This is a genomic window from Pseudomonas sp. KH_027 (assembly GCF_057838565.1).
Genome location: NZ_CM174470.1, coordinates 1904524 through 1919671, shown reverse-complemented (window position 1 = coordinate 1919671; position 15148 = coordinate 1904524). Strand labels below are relative to the sequence as shown.

General features: G+C 61.8%; 13 protein-coding genes. 3 read left to right on the top strand and 10 right to left on the bottom strand.

The genetic code is table 11. The features are described from left to right. Positions 1-12 precede the first annotated feature (12 nt). Both AC3IYG_RS09105 and AC3IYG_RS09100 read right to left on the bottom strand, forming a co-directional pair. Positions 13-570 carry a helix-turn-helix domain-containing protein gene (locus tag AC3IYG_RS09105; protein ID WP_489313448.1) on the bottom strand — a complete coding sequence of 186 codons (558 nt, stop codon included), beginning with the start codon at positions 568-570 and terminating at the stop codon, positions 13-15. A 13-nt stretch (positions 571-583) separates the two neighbouring features. Further along, entirely contained in the window at positions 584-1873 is a 1290-nt protein-coding gene (locus AC3IYG_RS09100; protein ID WP_489313447.1) for an NAD(P)/FAD-dependent oxidoreductase, read from the bottom strand. A 672-nt stretch (positions 1874-2545) separates the two neighbouring features. Between AC3IYG_RS09100 and mqo the strand changes: the two genes are divergently transcribed. Further along, positions 2546-4117 carry a malate dehydrogenase (quinone) gene (gene mqo, locus AC3IYG_RS09095; protein ID WP_489313446.1) on the top strand — a complete coding sequence of 524 codons (1572 nt, stop codon included), beginning with the start codon at positions 2546-2548 and terminating at the stop codon, positions 4115-4117. 224 nt (positions 4118-4341) lie between these two features. On the opposite strand, the gene AC3IYG_RS09090 is transcribed toward mqo, so the two are convergent. From AC3IYG_RS09090 to AC3IYG_RS09060, 7 genes are all read right to left on the bottom strand, one after another. Continuing rightward, on the bottom strand, positions 4342-5127 hold the full coding sequence (locus AC3IYG_RS09090; RefSeq protein ID WP_489313445.1) for a TOBE domain-containing protein: 786 nt from the start codon (positions 5125-5127) through the stop codon (positions 4342-4344). A gap of 331 nt (positions 5128-5458) precedes the next feature. Further along, on the bottom strand, positions 5459-5908 hold the full coding sequence (locus AC3IYG_RS09085; RefSeq protein WP_489313444.1) for a potassium channel family protein: 450 nt from the start codon (positions 5906-5908) through the stop codon (positions 5459-5461). Between the two features lie 10 nt (positions 5909-5918). Continuing rightward, complete coding sequence (locus tag AC3IYG_RS09080; RefSeq protein ID WP_489313443.1) at positions 5919-6953, bottom strand: DUF2955 domain-containing protein; 1035 nt, start codon at positions 6951-6953, stop codon at positions 5919-5921. 8 nt (positions 6954-6961) lie between these two features. Then, positions 6962-8092 carry an HlyD family secretion protein gene (locus AC3IYG_RS09075; RefSeq protein ID WP_489313442.1) on the bottom strand — a complete coding sequence of 377 codons (1131 nt, stop codon included), beginning with the start codon at positions 8090-8092 and terminating at the stop codon, positions 6962-6964. Next, positions 8085-9632: an efflux transporter outer membrane subunit gene (locus AC3IYG_RS09070; protein WP_489313441.1), complete on the bottom strand. Its 1548-nt coding sequence runs from the start codon at positions 9630-9632 to the stop codon at positions 8085-8087. Before AC3IYG_RS09070 ends, AC3IYG_RS09075 begins: the two co-directional genes overlap by 8 nt. Positions 9633-9650: 18 nt before the next feature. Next, on the bottom strand, positions 9651-10754 hold the full coding sequence (locus AC3IYG_RS09065; RefSeq protein WP_489313440.1) for an AI-2E family transporter: 1104 nt from the start codon (positions 10752-10754) through the stop codon (positions 9651-9653). Between the two features lie 435 nt (positions 10755-11189). Beyond that, the gene (locus AC3IYG_RS09060; RefSeq protein ID WP_489313439.1) at positions 11190-12155 is read right to left on the bottom strand and encodes a GlxA family transcriptional regulator; all 966 of its coding nucleotides are present in this window, start codon (positions 12153-12155) and stop codon (positions 11190-11192) included. A gap of 108 nt (positions 12156-12263) precedes the next feature. Between AC3IYG_RS09060 and AC3IYG_RS09055 the strand changes: the two genes are divergently transcribed. Both AC3IYG_RS09055 and AC3IYG_RS09050 read left to right on the top strand, forming a co-directional pair. Continuing rightward, a complete protein-coding gene (locus tag AC3IYG_RS09055; protein ID WP_489313438.1) occupies positions 12264-12821 on the top strand; it encodes a thioesterase family protein in 558 nt (185 codons plus the stop codon). 248 nt (positions 12822-13069) lie between these two features. Next, the gene (locus AC3IYG_RS09050) at positions 13070-14440 is read left to right on the top strand and encodes an IS1182 family transposase (RefSeq protein ID WP_489313877.1); all 1371 of its coding nucleotides are present in this window, start codon (positions 13070-13072) and stop codon (positions 14438-14440) included. A gap of 270 nt (positions 14441-14710) precedes the next feature. Here AC3IYG_RS09050 and AC3IYG_RS09045 read toward each other — a convergent pair whose 3' ends face one another. Then, positions 14711-14962: a hypothetical protein gene (locus AC3IYG_RS09045; protein ID WP_489313437.1), complete on the bottom strand. Its 252-nt coding sequence runs from the start codon at positions 14960-14962 to the stop codon at positions 14711-14713. Positions 14963-15148: the final 186 nt, after the last annotated feature.

Genomic DNA, 15148 nt, shown 5'->3' with positions numbered 1-15148 from the left:
TTTCTTGCTTCATCAGGTGTACACCCAGAGCACCCGGGCAGGCTGCTCGGTGAGGTTGCCGTAACGGCAACGGGTATGTCTGGCCAGTTGAAAGCTGTCGCCGGCAGATAAGGTCACGGGCTCGTCGTCATCGCCGAGCCACAGCGTCAACTCGCCTTCGAGGACGTAACCGCCCTGCTCCGAGATGTCGCTCAGGTTCCGCTCGCCACTGCTGGCGCCAGGTTCCAGCAGGCTTTCGAGCATGGAGAAGGTGGCCGACATGCTCGGCGAGACCAGAATGTCGGTAATGCCGTTGGCGAAATACAACGTGCGGCGCTCGTCCGGGCGCGTCACCCAGGGCAACTCCTTGGGTTTCGGCAGGTTGTAGAAGTAGGTGGTGGTGACATCCAGGGCCTGGCTGATGGCCGTCAAGTCCGCCACCGTCGGGCGCGACAGGCCGCGCTCGACCTGCGAGAGAAAGCCCACCGAGCGACCGATTTTGTCCGCCAGCTCCTTCAGGGTGTATTTCTTGTGCTTGCGCAGGTCGTGGATCAGGATCGCCAGCGCGGCGATTTCTTCCTGCTTGTTCATGGCAAACGCTCCATCAAATACTGTCTCGCAGTCGGTACCAGGCCTTGCCAATCGCTTCGAGTGGCGCCGCCAGGTATTTACCGCCGGGAAAGCTGGGGTTGCTCAGGCCTTGGTACAGCGCCAGCTCATCGCCCTGGCCGAGAATTGCAGCGGCCACCGCGCGTGCGCCGGCCAACGTCGGCAGTACGCCATGCCCGGAATAGCCTTGCAGCCAGTAACGGTTGCCTTGCCGGCCGATATCCGGAGTGCGCTTGAGGGTAATGTCGATATGCCCGCCCCAGGCGAATTCCAGCTCGACATCGGCAAGTTGCGGGAAGACCCGTTGCAGATAGGGCCGCGTCGCCGCCGCGATGTCTTTCGGCATGCCGCCCAAGTAGGTGCAGCCGCCGCCGAACAGCAGGCGGTTATCCGGCGTGCGACGGAAGTAATCGAGGACGAACTGGTTATCGGTGACGCAGGCATTGCTCGGCAGCAGCGCCGTCGCCTGCGCTTGCGTCAGTGGCGCGGTGGCCACCTGGTAAGTGCCGACCGGCAGCAGGCGGCTGGCCAGTTGCGGATCGAGACGGTCGATGTAGGCGTTGCACGCCAACACCAGCACATCGGCACGGATGTTCCCATGCTCGGTGGTCACCCGGTACTGACCACCCTCTTCGCGGTAACTCAGCGCCCTGCTCTGCTCATGGATGCGCCCGCCAGCGCGCTCAATGGCGTCGGCCAGACCGAGCGCCAGCTTCAGCGGGTTGAGATGCCCGCCTTCAGGGTCGAACAAACCGGCCTGGTAACGCTCGCTGGCAACCCACTGCGACAACTCGGCGCGTGGAATGAAGCGCAGCCCGTCATGCCCCCACTTGTGGCTGGCCTCGTGCTGCCATTCGCTCAGCTGGCTTACCCGCCGAGGTAGCACCGACGTCCACAGGTGGCCGGCGCGGTAATCGCAATCGAAACCATGGCGCGCGGGCAACTCCCGCAACTCCTGCGCGGCCCAGCGCATGCCGTCCCACAGCCGACGGGCGCGCTCATGACCAAGGGCGGCTTCCAGCGGCGGCATATCGCAGGACCAGCCGAGAATCGCCTGGCCGCCGTTGCGCCCCGAAGCCGCCCAAGCGACCCGACTGGCTTCCAGCACGGTCACGCGCTTGCCGGCCAACGCCAGACGCAAAGCCGTATGCAGGCCACTGAAGCCGGCGCCGATGACCAGCACCTCGGTGCGCTGTTCGCCTTCCAGAGCGGGCCGCGTCGTCAAACGATCGGCACAACTGTGGGCGTAATAGCTACCGACGTGCCGAGACGATTGTTGGAACATGTGCACTTCCGTGAACTTATTGGCTTTTAATTTCATGAAAAATTACATAATAAAGTTCACGAAGGCAAGCCTTGAGCAAAAGTCCCCTGTCGACTGTGCTCACGTGTTCGTGCGCGGTAGCGACTCGCACGGCAGCGAATCCGCGCCGGCTGGCCCCGCGGGCATACGCGACTGACTCGTGAATTTCATTCGATCTGGGCAGGCGACCGAAGACGCAACGCACGCCCGCACGCCCGCACGCCAAGCAACGTTGGCGCACACATGGCGAAAACCCGCCAGACCAACCCGAGCGATCGGCGGTATCCCGCCCAGATCCGCCTCTTGAAGCGCAGCGCCCTCATCTGCCACCCCTTTGCCATGGGAATTGCGCACGCATGGCGCGCATGTTGCTTAAGCGCCCATGCAGAAGCGCCACGCAGCACAGAACTGAATCCAAGCGAACAGTCCTCTGTATGCGCAGGCGACCCCTCTGACGAGCTCGCGCCTGGCAAGGGTGGCGCTACAAAAACCCGATGCAAACCCAGGCGCAACTGCCCCATCGTTACCCCAAAAAGCCGGCTACCCTTTGCCAATCGAGGCCTCTGCACCAAGACCAGAGCCCGGCAAACAGCCTGTGCGAGAACACAGCGGGGCGAACAGCCACGCCACTCCTCACTTCAAATGGACTGTCTTATGAAAAAACTCCTGCTGACACTCCTGTGCCTGAGCGTCATCGGCTGCGCCAAGCACGGCGAGCCCGAAAAAACCGTGGATGTCCTGCTGATCGGCGGCGGCATCATGAGCGCCAGCATGGGTACTTACCTCAATGAGCTGGAACCCGACTGGACGATCGACATCTACGAGCGTCTCGACAAAGTCGCCGAGGAAAGCTCCAACCCCTGGAACAATGCCGGCACCGGCCACTCGGCCTTCTGTGAGCTGAACTACACCCCGGAAACGGCCGATGGCGGCATCGACATCAGCAAGGCGGTGGCCATCAACGAATCCTTCGAGATCTCCAAGCAGTTCTGGGCCTACCAGGTTCAGCAGAACGTGCTGAGCAACCCGAAATCCTTCATCAACAACGTGCCGCACATGAGTTTCGTGTGGGGTGACGAGAACGTCGCCTTCCTCAAGAAGCGTCACGCAGCACTGCAGCACAGCTCGCTGTTCCGCGGCATGGAGTACTCGGAAGACGTTGATCAGATCAAACAGTGGGTACCGCTGGTGATGGAAGACCGCGCGACCGGCCAGAAGATCGCAGCGACCCGCATGGCCATCGGCACCGACGTCAACTTCGGCGAAATCACCCGCCAGCTGATCGGCTCCCTGACCCGCCATGACAACGTCAAGCTGCACCTGCAACACGAGGTGCGCGATATCCTGCGCAATGACGATGGCACCTGGACCGTAGTGGTTGCCGACCTGGCCAACGATGCGCTGGAAACCAGCGTCAAAGCCAAGTTCGTCTTCATCGGTGCCGGCGGCGGCGCCCTCAAGCTGCTGCAGAAATCCGGGATTCCCGAAGCCGAAGGCTACGCAGGCTTCCCGGTGGGCGGCCAGTTCCTCGTCACCCGCAACCAGGACATCGTCGCGCGCCACACCGCCAAGGTGTACGGCAAGGCATCCGTGGGTTCGCCGCCCATGTCCGTGCCGCACCTGGACACCCGCGTGATCGACGGTCAGCAGGTGCTGCTGTTCGGCCCCTTCGCCACCTTCTCCACCAAGTTCCTCAAGACCGGCTCGATGTTCGACATGTTCAGCGCGCTGACCACCGACAACATCATGCCGATGACCCACGCCGGCCTCGACAACATCCCGCTGAGCACCTACCTCATGGGCCAGTTGCTGCTCAGCCAGGACGACCGCATGGCCTCCCTGCGCGAATACTTCCCGAACGCCAAGGACGCCGACTGGGAGCTGCTGCAGGCCGGCCAACGCGTCCAGGTCATCAAGAAAGACGCAGAACTCGGTGGCATCCTGCAGTTCGGCACCGAAATCGTCAGCTCCGAAGACGGCACCATCGCCGCCCTGCTGGGCGCCTCCCCTGGCGCGTCCACCGCCGCGCCGATCATGCTCAGCGTGCTGGAGAAGAGCTTCAAGGACCGGATTCAGACGCCGCAGTGGCAGACCAAGCTGAAGGAAATCATTCCGTCCTACGGCCAGAAGCTCAACAACGACCTTGAGCTGACCAACAAGATCCGCGCCTGGAGCAGCGAACGCCTGCAACTGAACTTCGTCCAGGTCGAACCGGAAGCTCTCTAACCCCGCCCCCAGAGTGGAAAGCCCAGCACACGGCTTTCCACCCTCAAGGCTCGCAACACTCCGCCAGGCAGCCCCAGGGAGCGGGCCATGCCCGCGCCCCACAGACTTGATGCCTAGCGCACGGGCGCGCTGCTGGAGCAAGCCGGGAATCGCTCCTGCGCCACCCATGCAATGCCATGGAGCTTGATAAGCGAAGTCAGATCATGAGCAATGACTAAGCCGCTCTAGAACCTGCCCAGAATGATATGCGAAGCCTTGATAAGCGCTGCGACCGGCTTGCCGATGCTGTATTCAAGGTCGCCTGCCTGTTCATTGCTCAGTACCGCAGCAATGTGCGCCCCGCCTGGCAGTTCAATCTCTACCTCGGTTTCAGCAGCCCCTCGGGTTACTTGCCTGACTTTGCCATGCAGTAAGTTGTCCGTTGGCTCGCTGGAGGTGAAGTCAGCGTCAACCAGCTGAACCCAAGAAGCCTTTATCAGCGCATAAAGGGCATCCCCTTCCTTGAGCCCTAAGCGTTCGGTGCTGTCGTGGGTGATCGAGGCGAGCAAGCGATCATTGCTGTCCAGATGGAACTCAACTCGATCATTGACCTCGCCGTGCTGGATCGCGCTGACTTTGCCGAACAACTGGTTGCGCGCACTGGTCTTCATGCGCAGCCGCTCCATGATCTCGAGAAAGGATGAGATACCTGCATCCTCACCCAGGCGCTCGAGAAAAAGCCGGTGCTCTCGCTCATAGCGGTGGAAGGCTTCGATCAAGGCATGTCCAGCGGGAGTCAATCGGGTCCCGCCACCGCCCTTGCCGCCGGCACTGCGCTCGACCAGTGGGCTGCCAGCGGCGGCATTCATGGCATCGACTGAATCCCAGGCAAATTTGTAGCTCACGCCCACGGCTTTCGCGGCCTGGGTGATTGAGCCCGTGCTGTCGATCCGCGACAGCAATGCGATACGTCCTTCCCCGGCAAGGTCCTTGCCGTTGTGCGTAATCCAAAAACGCCCTTCCAGCTTCATCGTATGTCTGCGAGTGGTGGTCCCGCTGGCATCTTACCACTGGGTTTCGTAGCCACTTAGCGATGGCTTGCAGACCGATTGGGCAATTACCTGGACTTGAGCAAACGTGCATCCATCTGACCACCTGTTTGCATCCGACTGGACCAGCCTGTCTGTGAGTTGCGTGACAGGCAGAGATCTCGGCCAGGAGCGATCACTCAGATTGACGCTCGTCCAACCTGACTGAATGGGTGAAAACCTGGCAAAACCTTGACCGTTCACACCAGAAGGGCCGAAAGCAGCCTCCCAGGGACTGCATGCTCAGGGCATACACGGCTTTTCCTCACCGGGCCTATAGCCGTTCGCTCTGCCGCAGCCCGGCCATGTTGTGCTTGATGACATCCATCACCGCCGCGGTCATCACCGAGGTGGAGACGCCGAACATCAGGATACCGTTGGCCGCCTCCAGCGGGCCGAGCAAGCGCCAGCGGGCGGACATGACGATATCGCCATAGCCCAGGGTGGCGAAGTTGACCCCCGAGTGATACAGCGCGGTGGCGAAATCGTCGAACTCCCCGAGCAGCCTGAACAGCGCAGCCCAGATGGCCATCTGCACGAAATTACCGAGCAACATCAGCAGCATCACCATCGACAACAACAGGATATCCAGTAACTGTGATTCGTGGTCTTGCTGGGCATGCCTGACGCGCGCGTAGTAGCGCAGGCACTTGGCCACGAAAATGGCCTGCAGCAGCAGGCAGAGCACCATCACAGGGAGGCCGGTCAGCAGGTTGAGCAGCATGGGGGACCTCTCAGCGGGCGTGCTGTCGCACGCGACGACGTTGGCGGCGTTGGTCAAGCAACTGGACCATCAGGCAGGCATATAGGGTGATGGCAATGAACAGCCCCATGCGCACGGCGAAGGCGGTGTAGACATCCTTGCCGGCGACACTGTCCTGCACCGACTGGCCGAGCAGGATGATCATGGTCACCAGGCTGTTCAGCCAGAAGCCGGGACTTTGCCGGGTCGGGCTCAGGGCATACAGCTTGCGCGCCAGCAGCAGGCCGACCAGCAGCATCCACAAGAAGAACATCCACAGGTGCACAAACAGGCTGAGGGCACACCAGAACAGCATCGCCAGCAGGCCGCCGAGCAGGGTCGAGCCGAGCAGCTCGCGGCCGGCATCGCGCGCCTTGGTGGTGCAACTCTGCTGGCCGAGGCTCACCGATTTCATGATCAGTGGCATGTAGCTGGACGGATCGATCAGCGCCAGCAGGAAGGTCGGCAACACCACCAGGGCCGCGCGCAATGCCACCCAGCTGGCTTCTTCGGTCGGCAGCGCCGGGGCGGCCGGTGATGCCTGCGCGGCAGTGGTTTCGGGAAACAGCCAATGGCTGAGGGACAACACCATTACGGCGAGGAGCAGGCCCTTGAGCAGAGCGCCGATGACCATGATGGCCAGACTGAAATCGGCGGTACCCGCTGCGGAAATCATGGTCAGGCCGATCACCAGGAAGGTGGCGACCAGGTTGTTGCCCCCGCGAAGACCATAGCGGAAGGCCAGGAACAGGCACAGGCCAATGAGCAGAACCCCGCTGAAAGGGTAGTAGCGCAGCAGGGGGATCAGCAGCAGGCCGCTGCCGGTGGTCAGCATCACCACCAGCGTCAGCCCCAGCCCAGCCTTCAGCGACAGGGGGTGGTTGAGCGAGGCCAGGAGGAACAGGCTGAACAGCGGAGCGATAAAGGGGATCGGCAGGTTCAGCCCGAAGCTGGCGGCGAGGCACAGCGCGCTGCCGCTGGCCAGGCGCAGCGCACGCTGGCTGCGGGGCTCGCGTTCAGTAGCCATGGGCGCTGTCAGTAGGCATAGGACAGCCAGCTCATCAAGCGAATGAACAGGCGACCGAGCAGGTTGAGCGGGTTGCCCTCGGAGGGGAACGCCATGACTTCGGCCTGCCCGCCGACGCGGATGCCGCGCAGCGTGGCCAACTCGCCCGGGGCGAGCTCGATAATTACCGGGAAGCGCTGGGCCGGACGCAGCCAGTCGCGGCTGTTCTCCACCGTCGGCAGGCTGCCGGGCGGCGTGCTCTCGCCGACGCTGACGCCGTAGCCGACGCTGCGCACACGACCTTCGAGTATCTCGCCGGGCAGGGCGTCCAGCACTATGGCCACCGGGGTGCCGGGCTCGACCTGGCCCAGGTTGTTCTCGGTCATTTCCGCACTGATCCACACGTCGTGGATGGCGATCAGGGTCATGACCGGGCTTCCGGCAGCGGCAAACTGTCCGGCATCGGTTCGCAGATCGGTGATCAGCCCGGCCGAGCGTGCCCGTACCCGGGTATTGGCCAGGTCCAGTTCGGCCTTTGCCAGGGCGGTGGCGGCGCTGCGCAGCTGGGCGTTGTCTTCCTCGCTGCCGCCCTGCTGTTCACGTGCGCGTTGCACTTCGGCCCGGGCCGCGGCGACCTGACTGATGGCCTGCTCGCGACTGGCGCGGGAGACCTCGAGGAGACGCACGGAAATGGTTCCCGGATCGTCACGGTACAGGCCTTCAAGCCGTTGGCTATCCTGTCGAGCCTTGAGTTCGTTGGCCTGGGCGGCCCGCAAGGATGCTTGCGCCGAGTCGATTCCGGCGGTGCTGGCGCCGATCTGACGGCGCGTGGTTTCGAGGTCGGCACGGGCGCGGTCAACGGCGATCCGGTACTGCTCCGGATCCACCTCGAAGAGCACCTGGCCGGCCTTGACGTCCTGGTTGTTGCGCACCTGCACCCGGGTCACCCGGCCGGACACCTCGGCGGCCACCGGGACAACGAAGGCCTGCACCCGTGCCTGTTGCGTGTAAGGAGTAAAGCGGTCGGCCAGCAGGTACCAGACCAGGCTCAGGCCGATCAGCCAAGCCACCCACTTTGCACCCTTCTTTACCGGGTCGGTGGCAGGCGCGGGCGCGCTGGGGGCCGGAGCCGAGGGGGCGGGCTGCGCTGCTTCACTCATCGTCTCTTACCTTGTCTGGCGTCGGGGAGGAGCTGGCCGTGGGATCCGTGGGCTCATCCAGGAGGTCGCCCCAGTCGGTGCGTTGTTGCATCTGCTCGCGGCTGGCCTGGTCGACCCTCGGCTGGGCGCTGTACCAACCACCACCGAGGGCCTTGTACAGGGCAATCAGATTGCTCACTGCATTGCTGCGGCTGAGCAGGTAGTTATCCTGTTGCAGGAACAGCGCACGCTGGGCGTCCAGCACGCGCTGGAAGTCCGAGTAGCCTTCGCGGTACTGGGCGCTGGCCAGGGTCACCGAGCGCTGGGCGGCCACTGCCGCCTCACGCAGGATACGCTCGCGCTCCAGCGCCTTGGTCAGGCCGCTGGCGGCATCGTCGGCCTCGCGCGCCGCCTGGCGCACGCTGTCGCGGTAGACCTCGATCAGCTGCTGCAAGCGGGCATCCTGCACGCGCACGTTGTTGCTGATTTGGCCATGGTCGAACAGGTTCCAGCGCAGGCTGGGGCCACCGACCAGATCCAGGCTGTTGGAGGCGCCGTCCAATGAGCTGGCGGACCAGACGATGCTGCCCAGCAGGCTCAGCGAGGGGTAGAGATCGGCTTCGGCCACGCCGATGAGTGCCGACTGGGAGGCGACGTTGAGTTCGGCTGCGCGGATGTCCGGCCGGCGCAGCAGCAGGTTGGCGGGTACATCCTGCAGCACGGCGCGATCGATCAGCGGGATCAGCCCCTCTTTCTCGACCAGCTCCGGCAGTGGGCTGGGTGGACGGCCGATCAGCACGGCCAGGGCGTTGCGGGTGCGCAGTACCTGATCCTCGAAGTCGGGAATGGTACTCAGGGTGCCCAGATACTGGGTCTTGGCCTGTTGCAGGTCGAGTTCGGCAGTCTGCCCACTCTTGAACAGCTTTTCGGTGATCTCATAGCTGCGCTTTTGCTGCTCGGCGTTCTCGCGGGCGACGCGCAGACGAGCTTCGGTGGTGCGCAGGGCGAAGTAGGTTTCTGCCACTTGGGCTCGCAGCAGCACCAGTGCATCCTCATAATTGGCTTCGGCAGCGAAGTAGGCGGCATCGGCCGACTCTATGGCACGACTGAAACGGCCCCAGAAATCCAACTCCCAACCTATGTCGAAGCCCGCACTGTGTTGCCAGAAATGGCTGTCCTGCGGGTTGCGCCCACCGGACTGGTTGCGGTCCAGGTACAGGCTATCGGCGCTGGCCTGCTGCAGTTGTGGGTAGCGTCCGCTTTGAGCAATGCCCAATTGGGCGCGGGCTTCCATCACCCGCAGGCCGGCAATCTTCAGGCTGGGGTTGTGGGCGTCGGCTTCGACAATCAGGCGGTCGAGGGTCGGGTCGGCGAAGACCTGCCACCACTGCAGAAAGTCGGGTTGTGGGCGCTGCTGGCTCGCCTGCTCGAGCGCCGGGCTGCTCCAGTGTTCGACCCATGCCTCGCCCGGCGCCTGGAAATCCGGCCCCAGACGCACGCAACCACTAAGGCCAAGTGCGCCGAGCAGGAGTAACCAGCCTGGGCGAAGTGAAGGCGACATAGGGAGAGCCTGCTCGCGTCAGGTCTGCTCCTGGTCGCCTGGCCCGCCGCCCTGCGGCTGATCCTTGACCCATTGCCAGAACAGTTGGTAACCGACCGCAAGAACCACCGGGCCGATGAACAGGCCGATGATGCCGCTGGTGACCATGCCGCCCAGGGCGCCGATCAGCACCACCGGCATCGGCACATCGACACCCCGCCCCAGCAGCAACGGTTTGAGCACGTTATCGGCCAGGCCAGCGACGAAGACATAGATGGAAAAGACGATGGTCACCATGCTGGCGCCCTCGGTGGCGAAGACGAAACCGATCACCGGGAGAGTGATCAGGGTGGCCGGCAGCTGCATGATGCCGAGCAACAGGACTCCCAAGGCCAGCAGGCCGGCGCCGGGGATACCCATGAGCACGAAGCCGACGCCGATCAGCAGCATCTGGATGAAGGCGATGCCGACCACGCCCTGAGCCACCGCACGGATGGTGGCGGTGCACAGTTCGGTGATTTGCACGCCCTTGCCCGAGCTGAAGATGCGCGAGGCGATCTGCACCGCGCTGCGGCCACCGCTCTCACCATAGGCCATGAAGATGCCGGCGATGATCAGGGCGAGGATGAATATCAGCAGGCCCATTCCTATCCCGGCGAGCTTGCCCAGCAGGGTGACAGTGACATCTTTGATCTGCGGCGCGAGCTTTTGCGCCAGCCCCGTCATGTCGGAGGTGGCTTGCAGCCAGAAATCATAAAGCGGCTGGCCCACCAGCGGCCAACTGGCTACTGATTCGGCCGGCGGTGGAATATGGAAGCCACCGCTCTTGACCGTGGCCAGGGCATGCTCCACCGAGTCGGCCATCGAGGTGCCTAACAGGTAGATCGGTACCATGAGGATGACGAGGGCGATCAGCACGATCAGCGTTGCGGTACGGCCCTCGTTGTTGCCCAGCTTGCCCAGGAGCTTGCAGTGCAACGGGTAGATCGTGATCGCAAGGATCAACGACCAGAGCATCAGGTCGAGGAACGGGTGGAAAATCTGGAAGCAGAAAATCACCAGAACGGCGATCAGCCCTGCGCGAATCAGTACATCGAGTAGGTCACGGGACAGCGCCTTCTCGGAAGTGGTCGTGGGCAACATCGATTATCTCCTTGCAGGTCGCCGCAAAGGTATGAGGTCGGTAAGCCCAGCATAGTCGCTCAACAGGCTGTGGAGGGTAGTCCACGCTTTGGGCCGCTTGCGCCCCCTCTACGAGGGTCCGCTTCTGGCCGATTCTGTTGAAAAAGTCGCTTTGTCCGAACGGACCCAGGAGTGACTGATGAAAACCCCTTTTCTGTGCGCCGCTACGTGAAATCTGACCCCACAAACCTCTGCCGAATTTTGAGATTTAAATCTCAGGCGCCAACTTTTACGTCGTGGTAACCAAGGCCGACTTTTTCAACAGAATCGGGTCGGCAGTTGCCGGTCACGACAGGCCTGAACCGGCCAGAAGCAGCCCTCGGAAATAGCGTTAGCACCCCAAGGGGGTTTCAAGTTGAGCGTTTTTGAATCAGTAGGAGCTTTAAAGCTGCCGGTTCAGCACCTCGTCGCTTGAAACTTCTTCCGATAGGCCGCCGGCAGCAGGCCAACCCGCTTGAGGAACAGGCGGCGAAAAGAGTTGCTGTCCTCGTAGCCGACCTTGTAGGTAATGCTGTCCAGGCTCATCTGCGTTGTTTCCAGCAGTTGCTTGGCTTGTTCCAGCCTTAAGGTCTGGAGGTAGGCGATCGGCGTGTAGCCGGTGGCTTCCTTGAAGCGCCGCTTAAAGTTGCGCACGCCGAAACCGAATCGCTGAGCCAGCTCATCAATCAGCATCGGCTCTACAAAATGCTCATCCAGCCAATTTTGTACCTGCAGAACTCCCAGGTCGCCATGGCTCTTGGGCATGGACCAGAGCACGTAACAGGACTGCTCGTTGCGCACGTTGTCGATCAACAAGTATCGGCTGCACTGCTGGGCAAGGCTCAGGGAAGCAAAGCAACGGATCAGATGGAGCAGCAGGTCCAAGGCGGCACTGGCACCACCGCTGGTGATCAAGCGGTTGTCCTCGCAGAGAATTTGCCGCGCGTCCAGGTGCAGGTGCGGATAACGACGCCGGAAGAACTCGGCGAAGGCCCAGTGGGTGGTAGCGCGGCTGGTCTCCAGCAGGCCGGTTTCGGCGAGCATAAAGGCGGCCGAACATATGGCCGCAACTGTGGCGCCCTGGGTGTGCTGTCGTCGAAGCCATTTGCCATAGTGCTCAAAGGTCGGCAGCACGTCCTTGAGCGTGAAGAGAAACCCAGGAATCACCACCAGTTCGGTCCACTCTATCTCGTCCAAGGCACAGTCGACCTGAATCCGCTGGCCGCCCATGGCGGTGACTTCGCGTCCCTGCAGAGAGGCCGTCACCAACTCGAATACAGGCGTTTGTCCGCCAGAAAAATGGTTGGCCACGTTGAACATCTCCATGGCGATGGACGCGCTTGCGGCAGAACACTGGTCAGCGAGCAGTAAGGTGACGTGCATTGTACGGCCTTGCAGTTTTCGCATAGAAAAAGTCATTTCTGAATCTACCTCAGTAGACAGGCCTGTCGCTAGACTGCGCCGCTCATTCACCAACTCGTTAGTAAGCCCATGAATCTCTGGTTTCGATTGTTACTGATGCTAATGCGCCGCCCCTGGCGCAAGCCCGTGCACGGCCTGGATACGACAGTGATCCGCATGCGTGTCTGGCCGCTGGATCTCGATTTCAACCGGCATGTCACCAATGGCCGCTACTTCACCCTGGCCGATGTCGGGCGCATGGACTTCGTGCTGCGCAGCGGCGCTTTCCGGGTTGCGCTGCGCCATAAGGCGCTGCCCATCGTTGGCGACACCTGGGGCAAGTTCCGCCGCGAACTGCGCCTGTTCGAGCGCTTCGAGATTCACAGTCGAATGCTGGGCTGGGACGAAAAATGGAGTTTCATGGAGCACCGCTTCGTGAAAGAGGGACGGGTCATCGGCGTAGTGCTCATGCGGGGCCTTTTTCGTTCGCCAAAGGGCACAGTGGCGCCGAGTGAGTTCGTACGTGAGCTAGGGCTGAGCGAGAAGTCTCCCACCCAGCCGCAATGGCTGCACGACTGGTCCGCCAGCTGCGACAGCATGAGCCTGTGCCTGCGTGATGAGGAAACAGCGCCTAGCGCCAGCCAGTGAAGCGCGAGGTCTGCCTTAGGCGAACTGACCGGAATTATCCTCAAGGGAAAAGGAGCTGCTGGCACTCTTTCTGAAAGTTGCCAAGTCACCTGCCCAATTGAGTACTCCGAGGAGTCCTGTCGAGGTCTCCTTTTGGCCGGTTCCGACCTTTCGTGACCGGCAACAGTTGACCGATTCTGTTGAAAAAGTAGCTGCCTCCCCACGCTGTTGGCAAAATCGTTTTGTCAGCGAGCGTGGGGGCGAACAGCATGATGGGACAGTTACCGGGAGGACAGCAGCGCCTGTTCTACTCGTTCAATTTGGAAGATCACGTCCCGGCCCAACACCTCCTGCGCAGCATCGACCAGTGCCTGGATCTCAGTGACCTGCGCGCTCACCTGGCGGATTTCTATAGCCCCATCGGGCGTCCCTCGATTGACCCGGAATTGATGGTGCGCATGCTGGTCGTCGGCTACTGCTATGGCATCCGTTCCGAGCGGCGATTGTGCGAAGAGGTGCACCTGAACCTGGCCTATCGCTGGTTCTGCCGGCTGGGCCTGGAAGACGAAGTACCCAATCACTCGACCTTCTCGAAGAATCGCCATGGCCGTTTCCGTGACAGCGATCTGTTCCGCTGGTTGTTCAATGAGGTGCTGCGGCGCTGCATGGCAGCCGGCCTAGTCAAGGGTGAAGGTTTCGCCGTCGACGCCAGCATCATTAAGGCGGATGCCAGCCGGCAACGTGGGGTGGCGGGTGATGAAGTCGATTGGAGCGATCCAAAGCTCAGCAGCCGCGCCGTACGCGAGTACCTCGAAGCCCTTGATGAAGAGGCGCTGGCTGACGCTCTTCCCAAGAAAATTTCGCTCACCGATCCTCTGTCCCGTTGGACTGCTGCTCCAGGTGGCCCGGCCTACTTTGCCTACGCCACGAACTACCTGATCGACACCGAGCACGGCGTGATCCTGGATGTGGAAGCGACCCCGGCGCATCGCACTGCCGAAGTCGACTCGACCAAAACGATGGTGGAGCGCGTCGAAGCGCAGTTCGACCTTACGCCAGAACGCCTCATCGGGGACACCGACTACGGCACTGCCCCGATGCTGGCCTGGATGGTCGAAGAGAAGGATATCGAGCCGCATGTGCCGGTGTGGGACAAGACCGAACGCAAGGACGACAGCCTCTCCAGTAACGACTTCCACTGGAATCCGGAGGTCAATGAATACCGCTGCCCGGCCGGCAAACCGCTACGCAGTGAATGGCGCGCCTTCACCCAGCAAAGGTCACGGGTGACCAAGGCCAACACCATTATCTACCGCTCCAGCCAAACTGACTGCGCTACCTGCTCGTTGAAAGCGAAGTGCTGCCCCAACACGCCGAATCGGAAGATCGTTCGTAGCATCCATGAGGCCGCCCGCGACGTGGCTCGGCGCATCGCCAAGACACCGGAATACCTCATCTCTCGTTGCGAACGGAAGAAGGTGGAGATGCTTTTCGCCCACCTCAAACGGATCATGAAACTCGACCGTTTACGACTGCGTGGTCTGACAGGTGCCACTGACGAATTCACTTTGGCGGCGACGGTGCAGAACCTGCGCCGCATGGCCAAGCTTTTGCCTCAAGGGCCACCGCTGACGGGATAGGTACGCCTGCTGCGAGCAGAAACCCTCGAATTAACCCTTAAACCTGAGCAAGGACGCTCAGCGAAACGTCGAAAGGCAACCTGATGTGGCTTGCAGCCACTTCGACAGCAGGCACACCTGATCGGCAGGCTGCCGCTGCAGCTACTTTTTCAACAGAATCGGCCAATAGCTGACCGCCAAGAGATCCGCAGTCCAAGGGCTGCGCGCCACTGCGCCCTCCTCTTGGGGCGTCGCCAGAGATTTCCGTGTTCGCTGATTCGCGCTCGCTACTCAGTATTTGATATCCCGGGCTTTCTCCCGCCCCTGCTGTTTGGTCTGCCGCTTATCCTGCCGGCATTTGGGGTTGCTTTGCTGGTCGGCGGCGCGGCAATCCTGCTTTATCTGGCGTGAATCCTGACGCGTTTCCTGCCGGACATCCCGCCCGACACGACGTTGTTGGGCTTGCTCTGTAGCCCAGGATAATCCTGCAAAGGCCACCAGGAATATCGCAGCTACCAAAGCAGGAAGCCGAGGATTTGGCATGACATAACCTCCTATAGCTAAGGTACCGAGAGTCTTCAGTACAGCTGATTTTCCCTGCTCTTGCCGCGGGCTGCGAAGCAGAACGCCTAAGCGAGCGTACGCCTCCCTCGCTTACTTTTTATTCGCAGGCTCCACGGAAATCGCCATGGCTTCGGTGTAGACCACTTGAATCTCATCGCCTTTCTT

Coding starts and splice junctions, on each gene's coding strand:
- AC3IYG_RS09105 (WP_489313448.1), bottom strand. CDS start 570: ATGAACAAGCAGGAAGAAATCGCCGCGCTGGCGATCCTGATCCACGAC.
- AC3IYG_RS09100 (WP_489313447.1), bottom strand. CDS start 1,873: ATGTTCCAACAATCGTCTCGGCACGTCGGTAGCTATTACGCCCACAGT.
- mqo (WP_489313446.1), top strand. CDS start 2,546: ATGAAAAAACTCCTGCTGACACTCCTGTGCCTGAGCGTCATCGGCTGC.
- AC3IYG_RS09090 (WP_489313445.1), bottom strand. CDS start 5,127: ATGAAGCTGGAAGGGCGTTTTTGGATTACGCACAACGGCAAGGACCTT.
- AC3IYG_RS09085 (WP_489313444.1), bottom strand. CDS start 5,908: ATGCTGCTCAACCTGCTGACCGGCCTCCCTGTGATGGTGCTCTGCCTG.
- AC3IYG_RS09080 (WP_489313443.1), bottom strand. CDS start 6,953: ATGGCTACTGAACGCGAGCCCCGCAGCCAGCGTGCGCTGCGCCTGGCC.
- AC3IYG_RS09075 (WP_489313442.1), bottom strand. CDS start 8,092: ATGAGTGAAGCAGCGCAGCCCGCCCCCTCGGCTCCGGCCCCCAGCGCG.
- AC3IYG_RS09070 (WP_489313441.1), bottom strand. CDS start 9,632: ATGTCGCCTTCACTTCGCCCAGGCTGGTTACTCCTGCTCGGCGCACTT.
- AC3IYG_RS09065 (WP_489313440.1), bottom strand. CDS start 10,754: ATGTTGCCCACGACCACTTCCGAGAAGGCGCTGTCCCGTGACCTACTC.
- AC3IYG_RS09060 (WP_489313439.1), bottom strand. CDS start 12,155: ATGCACGTCACCTTACTGCTCGCTGACCAGTGTTCTGCCGCAAGCGCG.
- AC3IYG_RS09055 (WP_489313438.1), top strand. CDS start 12,264: ATGAATCTCTGGTTTCGATTGTTACTGATGCTAATGCGCCGCCCCTGG.
- AC3IYG_RS09050 (WP_489313877.1), top strand. CDS start 13,070: ATGATGGGACAGTTACCGGGAGGACAGCAGCGCCTGTTCTACTCGTTC.
- AC3IYG_RS09045 (WP_489313437.1), bottom strand. CDS start 14,962: ATGCCAAATCCTCGGCTTCCTGCTTTGGTAGCTGCGATATTCCTGGTG.